The 5797-nt window shown below is 63.8% G+C and carries 8 protein-coding genes and 1 riboswitch; of the genes, 3 read left to right on the top strand and 5 right to left on the bottom strand.

The annotated features are described in order from the left end of the window. Positions 1-306: cobalamin biosynthesis protein (locus tag EOB49_RS38100; RefSeq protein WP_245472883.1), on the top strand; the 306-nt coding region annotated here is incomplete at its 5' end. A 40-nt stretch (positions 307-346) separates the two neighbouring features. Here EOB49_RS38100 and cobO read toward each other — a convergent pair. The 5 genes from cobO to EOB49_RS29810 form a co-directional block, all read right to left on the bottom strand. Beyond that, positions 347-961 carry a cob(I)yrinic acid a,c-diamide adenosyltransferase gene (gene cobO / locus EOB49_RS29830; RefSeq protein WP_127383086.1) on the bottom strand — a complete coding sequence of 205 codons (615 nt, stop codon included), beginning with the start codon at positions 959-961 and terminating at the stop codon, positions 347-349. A gap of 1 nt (position 962) precedes the next feature. Continuing rightward, positions 963-1478, bottom strand: a complete 516-nt coding sequence (gene cobU / locus EOB49_RS29825; RefSeq protein WP_127383085.1) for a bifunctional adenosylcobinamide kinase/adenosylcobinamide-phosphate guanylyltransferase — start codon at positions 1476-1478, stop codon at positions 963-965. Beyond that, complete coding sequence (locus tag EOB49_RS29820; RefSeq protein WP_127383084.1) at positions 1471-2262, bottom strand: CbtA family protein; 792 nt, start codon at positions 2260-2262, stop codon at positions 1471-1473. The genes cobU and EOB49_RS29820 overlap by 8 nt, the downstream gene beginning before the upstream one ends. Before the next feature lie 15 nt (positions 2263-2277). Then, the gene (locus EOB49_RS29815) at positions 2278-2457 is read right to left on the bottom strand and encodes a CbtB-domain containing protein (RefSeq protein WP_127383083.1); all 180 of its coding nucleotides are present in this window, start codon (positions 2455-2457) and stop codon (positions 2278-2280) included. 35 nt (positions 2458-2492) lie between these two features. Next, positions 2493-2689: riboswitch (cobalamin riboswitch) on the bottom strand. A 65-nt stretch (positions 2690-2754) separates the two neighbouring features. Next, on the bottom strand, positions 2755-3954 hold the full coding sequence (locus EOB49_RS29810; RefSeq protein WP_127383082.1) for an MFS transporter: 1200 nt from the start codon (positions 3952-3954) through the stop codon (positions 2755-2757). Between the two features lie 222 nt (positions 3955-4176). Here EOB49_RS29810 and EOB49_RS29805 point away from each other — a divergent pair, with 222 nt between their 5' ends. Both EOB49_RS29805 and EOB49_RS29800 read left to right on the top strand, forming a co-directional pair. Then, positions 4177-5175 carry a DUF1624 domain-containing protein gene (locus EOB49_RS29805; RefSeq protein ID WP_127383081.1) on the top strand — a complete coding sequence of 333 codons (999 nt, stop codon included), beginning with the start codon at positions 4177-4179 and terminating at the stop codon, positions 5173-5175. Then, positions 5172-5648, top strand: a complete 477-nt coding sequence (locus EOB49_RS29800) for an isoprenylcysteine carboxylmethyltransferase family protein (RefSeq protein WP_127383080.1) — start codon at positions 5172-5174, stop codon at positions 5646-5648. Before EOB49_RS29805 ends, EOB49_RS29800 begins: the two co-directional genes overlap by 4 nt. The last annotated feature ends 149 nt before the right edge of the window (positions 5649-5797 follow it).

Raw genomic sequence — 5797 nt, 5'->3', positions numbered from 1 at the left:
GCGGCGTTCTTCGTCAAAGGCGCTGATGCGAAAAATGCCTGGCACGCGGTGTGGCGCGACGCGAAAAAACACCGCTCACCCAATGCCGGCTGGCCGGAAGCGGCGATGGCCGGTGCGCTCGGCCTGGCGCTCGCCGGGCCGCGCAGCTACGGCGGCGTGCTCGTGGACGACGTCTTCATGGGCGAAGGTGGGCGGCGCGAGGCCGACAGCGTCGACATCAGGCAGGCGCTGAAACTCTATCGCGTCGCCGACTATCTGCTGATCGCGCTGTTTGGGTTGGTCGCGGTCATGGTCATCGTGGCGTGATCTACTTCACCCTCCCCCTTGTGGGGAGGGTAAGAAACGCTCAGAACTCGATCCCCTGCTGCGCTTTCACGCCTGCGGAAAAATGGTGCTTGGTCACGCCCATTTCGGTGACGAGGTCGGCGGCCTCAACCAGCGCCGGCTTGGCGTTGCGGCCGGTGACCACGACATGCAGGCCCTCACGCCGCGCCTTCAACGCCACAACCACTCTGTCGAGGTCGAGATAATCGTAGCGCAGCGCAATGTTCAGTTCGTCGAGCACCAGCAGGCTGATCGACGGATCGGCCATCAGTTCGAGCACCTTGGCCCAGGCGGCTTCGGCGGCGGCGATGTCGCGCTTCAGGTCCTGCGTTTCCCAGGTGAACCCCTCGCCCATCGCGTGCCAGACGACGCGGTCGCCGAAGGCGGCGAAGGCGTCCTTCTCGCCGGTGTGCCACTTGCCCTTGATGAACTGGACAACGCCGACGCGCTTGCCGTAGCCGAGCATCCGCAGCGCCAGGCCGAAGGCAGCCGTGGTCTTTCCCTTGCCCGGTCCGGTGTTGACGATGAGCAAGCCCTTCTCGACCGTCTTGCTCGCCACCTCGGCATCCTGCACAGCCTTGCGCTTGGCCATCTTGGCGCGGTGGCGTTCTTCGTCCCTATTGTCGATGTCGGTCATGTCATTTCACCTTGAGCGGCAGCCCCGCCACCATCAGCAGCACCATGTCGGCAACGGCGGCGACCTGCTGGTTGAGCCGGCCGGCGGCATCGCGAAACCGGCGCGCCAGTGCATTGTCCGGCACGATGCCTTGTCCGACCTCATTGGACACCACGAACCAGGGCCCGCGCGGCCGCGACAGCACCTCCGTCAATCGCCGGCATTCCAGCTCGAAATCGTGTTCAGCCAGCATGTGGTTGGTCAGCCACAGCGTCAGGCAGTCGACAAGCACCGGCCGATCCTCCGGCAAGGCGGCAAGCGTACCGGCGAGATCGAGCGGTGCGTCGATGGTCGTCCAGCCTTCGCCGCGCCGCGATCGGTGCAACGCGATGCGTTCATGCATCTCGTCATCATAGGCTTGCGCCGTGGCGACATAGATCCAGGGAGGCGGCAAGGCGGTCGCCAAAATTTCGGCGTGCGCGCTCTTGCCGGAGCGCGCACCGCCGATGAGGAAGGTCAGTGTCTTGCGATCAGGCAAAGCTGTCGCGCAGGCTGGTCGCGGTGCCGGTGAAGCGGCCACGCACCACACCGACGACCGCGCCGAGCACCAGCCAGAACACCAGATTGGTCACGGTCACCGCCACCACGAACTGGTGATGCAGCCCTTCCGGAATCGCCGTCTCGTAACTGCCGGGCTGCGGCGCACCGACAATATGCGGCGCGACGATCAAAAGGAGGGCAAGGATCGCCAGCGGCAGCGACTTGCGGAACGCGATCAGGCCGAGACCGGCAGCGGTCGCCGCCACCGTTGCCCACCACCAGATCTGGCGCTGGGTGAGATCGGCGGCCGGCATGGCCGGCAGTTCCGGCGGCAGGCCGAGGCCAGGCGCCAGCGTGAACACGGCGAAGCCGGCCAGGCCCCAGAACACGCCCTGGCGCCAGCCACCGATGCCGCCGGCGAATTCGGAGACCGCGACCAGGATCAAGGCGAAGCCGATGCCGGTGACAATGTTGGCAAGCACGCTGAAGGCGAAACGCTCGAAACCATCTGCCGGCGCCCAGCCTTCGTCTGCCGGAGTGGCTTCCGCCGCCGGGGCAGCAGAGCTCATGGCATCTCCCGCCAGAGCAGTTGTGCTCATGGCATTGCTATCCGTTACGGCCGGAGCGACATGGTCATGGTGATGCCCGCCGCCCGCCTGTTCGTAGACTTCCGCCTTCAGGATCAGCGGCACGGTGGCGTAGGCTTGCAGGCAGGCGAGGACGACGCCGGCCACGAGCCCTGCGATCGCCGCGATGAACACGACGTTGCGAAACAGGTTCATGATGTCAGCCCCTCGTCAGTGGCAGGGAAACGCCATCGAATGGCGATAGTCGTGAGCCGCATTGTGGACCGCATCGATATGCGAGAAGCCGACAAAGCCCATCACGAAAATGCCGAGCAACGCGGCAAGCGCGAGCTGCATGAGGCGCGACTGCGAGGAGACGGAGGTGCCGAGGGAGACGGAAGCGGTAGTCATGTCTTGTCCTTTCGCCCTCCACCCGAGGGCATCGAAGTCAGTTTCCTGTCGCCGGCAGGTCTCCTGGCTCACGGATCAGCGTCCTTCCCCACCTTCCCGAAGAAAAATCTTCAGTGGTTTATGGAGAGGACTACCGCACACAGTTGCGGGGGCAGCCACGGCATTGGGCGAAATTCGCCCTCACCGCATTCCCTCTTGGCTCCAAAATGGAACCGGCGACACCGGTGACTATAGGCAGAATCCTCGCTTCCGGCAAACCAAATTCCGCCGGTGACCATTGCGAATGCGCCATGAAGGTCAAAGTGATTTCGGCAGATAGCGCCACGTCACAAAGCCGCAGACCGCCGCCAGCAGACCGAGCGTGACGAACACCGAGCCCAGGCCGAAGAAGGCCAGCGCCACCGAATAGACCAGCGGCGGCGTCAACTCGGAAAAGTCGAGATAGGTGCGGTAGACCGCTGCCATCTGAGATCTTTCATAGGAGCGCACCGAGCGCATGAAGGCGGTCGAGCCGAGGGCGTCGAGCGCAATGGTGAAGAAGGCACCGCCAAGCAGGAAGGCGCCGGTAAGCAGCGGCACGGTTTCGCCGACGAAGCCCGCCGCCAAAAGCGCGGCCGACATGGCGAAATAGGCGAATGTCATGGTCCCGCGGCCACCAAAGCGCTTTCCTGCCTTGCCCCAGAAAATCGCCATGAACAACAGCGCGTTGCCGGCCGAAACCAGCAGGCCGCCGGCCAGCTTGCCCTCACCTGTGATGACCATGAACAACGGCCCATAGACGAAGAACGTCGTCCAGAAGCAGGAGCGGCCGAAGGCGATCAGCCAAGCCAGCCTGAGCCTGGGCTGCGGCACGAAGCGGCCGATATTGGCGAGCGGATTGACGGGGCGCGTCTTGCCCGGACGGATAGACTGGTTGTCGCCGAGGCGGTAGGTCCAGAACAGCGCCAGCAGGGCAAACGCGAACACCGCGACCGCACCATGCGCAGCATAGATGCCGAAGCGCGTGTAGAGGAAGATGCCGAGCGTCGGCCCACCGGTCCAGGCCAGCATCGACCACGCCATGCGCAGCGATTCGGCCTGCATGAAGTCGGTCTTGCGGATGTGGTCCATGATGTAGAGATTGAGCGTGATCGACAGCGCGCTGGCGCCCATCACCCGGCACAGCATGCCGGCCAGTTGCCCGGCAAGCGTGTCGGTAACGAAGAACAGCGAGCCGACGGCCAGCAGGCAGGCGCCCGCCGTGTAGACCCAGCGGCGGGCAAAACGGCGGATCAGCATCGGCATGAACAATGTCACCGACAGGCCGAGCATCGCCACGACTGTGTAAAGCATCGACACGATCTGCTCGTTGTGCAGGATCTCGTAGGCCTGGATCGGGATGACGCTCGACACCGTGGCGCGGGCGAAGGATTCGACCGCATAGAGCGACGCGAAGGTGCGCGCGTCCGCGGCCTTGAGAGCCGGCAGCCAGATCGGATGGCGCACATGGGTGGACATTGCTTTCCCCGAAGCAGATTCACCGGGTCAAATCTGAGGTGGCGATCCCAGCGCCAATAAGAGGAAACCGACGCGCATCCGGCAAAAGCGAAGCCGGCCAAAGGCTTCCCTGCACTGGCCCAATGCCGCGGCTGGCCCGGGTTGTCGGCAGAGTTGCCGGTCTTCTTTTGTGCCGGGCAACCGTGATAGTCCTCCAGCGGGGCTGAATCAGAATGCGAGACCATGAGCATCCAAACGCCGACCGCACCCGTTCCGGATCGACCAAAGCGCATCGTCGCTATCGACATCGTGCGCGGCATCGCGCTGATCGCCATGGCGAGCTACCATTTCACCTGGGATCTGGAGTTCTTCGGCTACACCGATCCCGGCCTGACCGCCTTCGGCTGGTGGAAGATCTACGCGCGCGGCATCGCCTCGACCTTCCTGTTCCTGGTCGGCGTCAGCCTGTACCTCGCCCATGGCCGACAAATCCGCTGGAACGGCTTCTGGAAGCGATTCGCCATGGTCGCGGGAGCCGCGATCGCGATATCGGTCGTCACCCGTATCGCCACGCCGGATGGATTCATCTTCTTCGGCATCTTGCATGAGATCGCGCTGGCCAGCCTGCTCGGCCTCGCCTTCCTGCGCCTGCCGGCTTTGTTGACGCTGGTCGTCGCCGGGCTCGTCATCACGGCGCCTGTCTATCTGCGCCTCGAGGCGTTCGATCACCCATGGCTGTGGTGGGTAGGCCTGTCGGCGAACAATCCGCGCTCCAACGACTACGTTCCGTTGTTTCCATGGTTCGGCGCCGTGCTTGCGGGCATCGCGATGACGAAACTCGCCGCCGGTTCAGGCGTACTTGCCCGGCTTGCCGAATTGGCGCCCGGTCGCTGGGCCAACCCGCTGGTCTTTATCGGCCGGCACAGCCTGGCGTTCTACCTGATCCACCAGCCATTGCTGATCGGCTGCATGTGGCTGTTCTCGCAGATCATGCCGGCACAGGTCGAAACCCCGCAGGTAAATTTCCTCAAAACCTGCCAGCTGTCCTGCGAGCAGTCGCGCGACACCGAGTTCTGTACGAGCTACTGTGTCTGCATGCTCGATACGCTCGAGGGCGAGGCAACGCTTGATCGGCTCTACAACAACGATCAGACTGCGGAATGGAAGACGCATCTGTCCGATCTCGCCGGCATGTGTACCGCCAAGACCGACAGCAAGTTGATGGAGGAAGGGGTCAAATGACCGAGAACCAGCCGAAGCCGGGGCTCATACCGTGGCCGCCGCTGATCTACACCGCCGCCATCGCCATCAGCATCGCGCTGGGCCTGCTCTATCCCCTGCCCTGGATCGGTGACCTCCTGGGCGATATTCTTTTCGCCACCGGCTGGGTGGCGCTGTTTGCCGTCGCCGCGCTCTGGGTCACCGCGATCCGCACCATGGTCCGCGCCGAGACCACGCTGAACCCGAACGCTGTGCCCGATCACCTGGTCACCACGGGTCCCTTCGGCATCACCCGCAATCCGATGTATCTGGCCAACACCCTGCTGTTGATCGGCGTCGCCTTTATCTCGGGCATCGTGTGGTTCCTGCCGCTCGCGTTCATCGCCGCCTATGCCACGCAAAAAATGGCGATCGAAGGCGAGGAAAAGGTGCTGGCGGCAAAATTCGGCAAGAAGTACCGCGACTACGCCAAACGCGTGCGCCGCTGGATCTGAGCTGGCGCCCCTGGTTTCCATCGCGGAGAGGTTTTGACAGGTGCACACTTCGGCGATTAGCGAACTTCGTCATCCTAGGGCGAAGCAGGAGCGCAGCTCCGTCGCGGAGACCCTAGGATCCATGCCGTTGCCTCGGCCGAAGAGCACAG

Source organism: Mesorhizobium sp. M7A.F.Ca.MR.148.00.0.0 (assembly GCF_003997735.1).
Taxonomy (GTDB): domain Bacteria; phylum Pseudomonadota; class Alphaproteobacteria; order Rhizobiales; family Rhizobiaceae; genus Mesorhizobium.
Note: the sequence above shows the minus strand (reverse complement) of the source record. Positions and strands in the feature narration are given on the sequence as shown.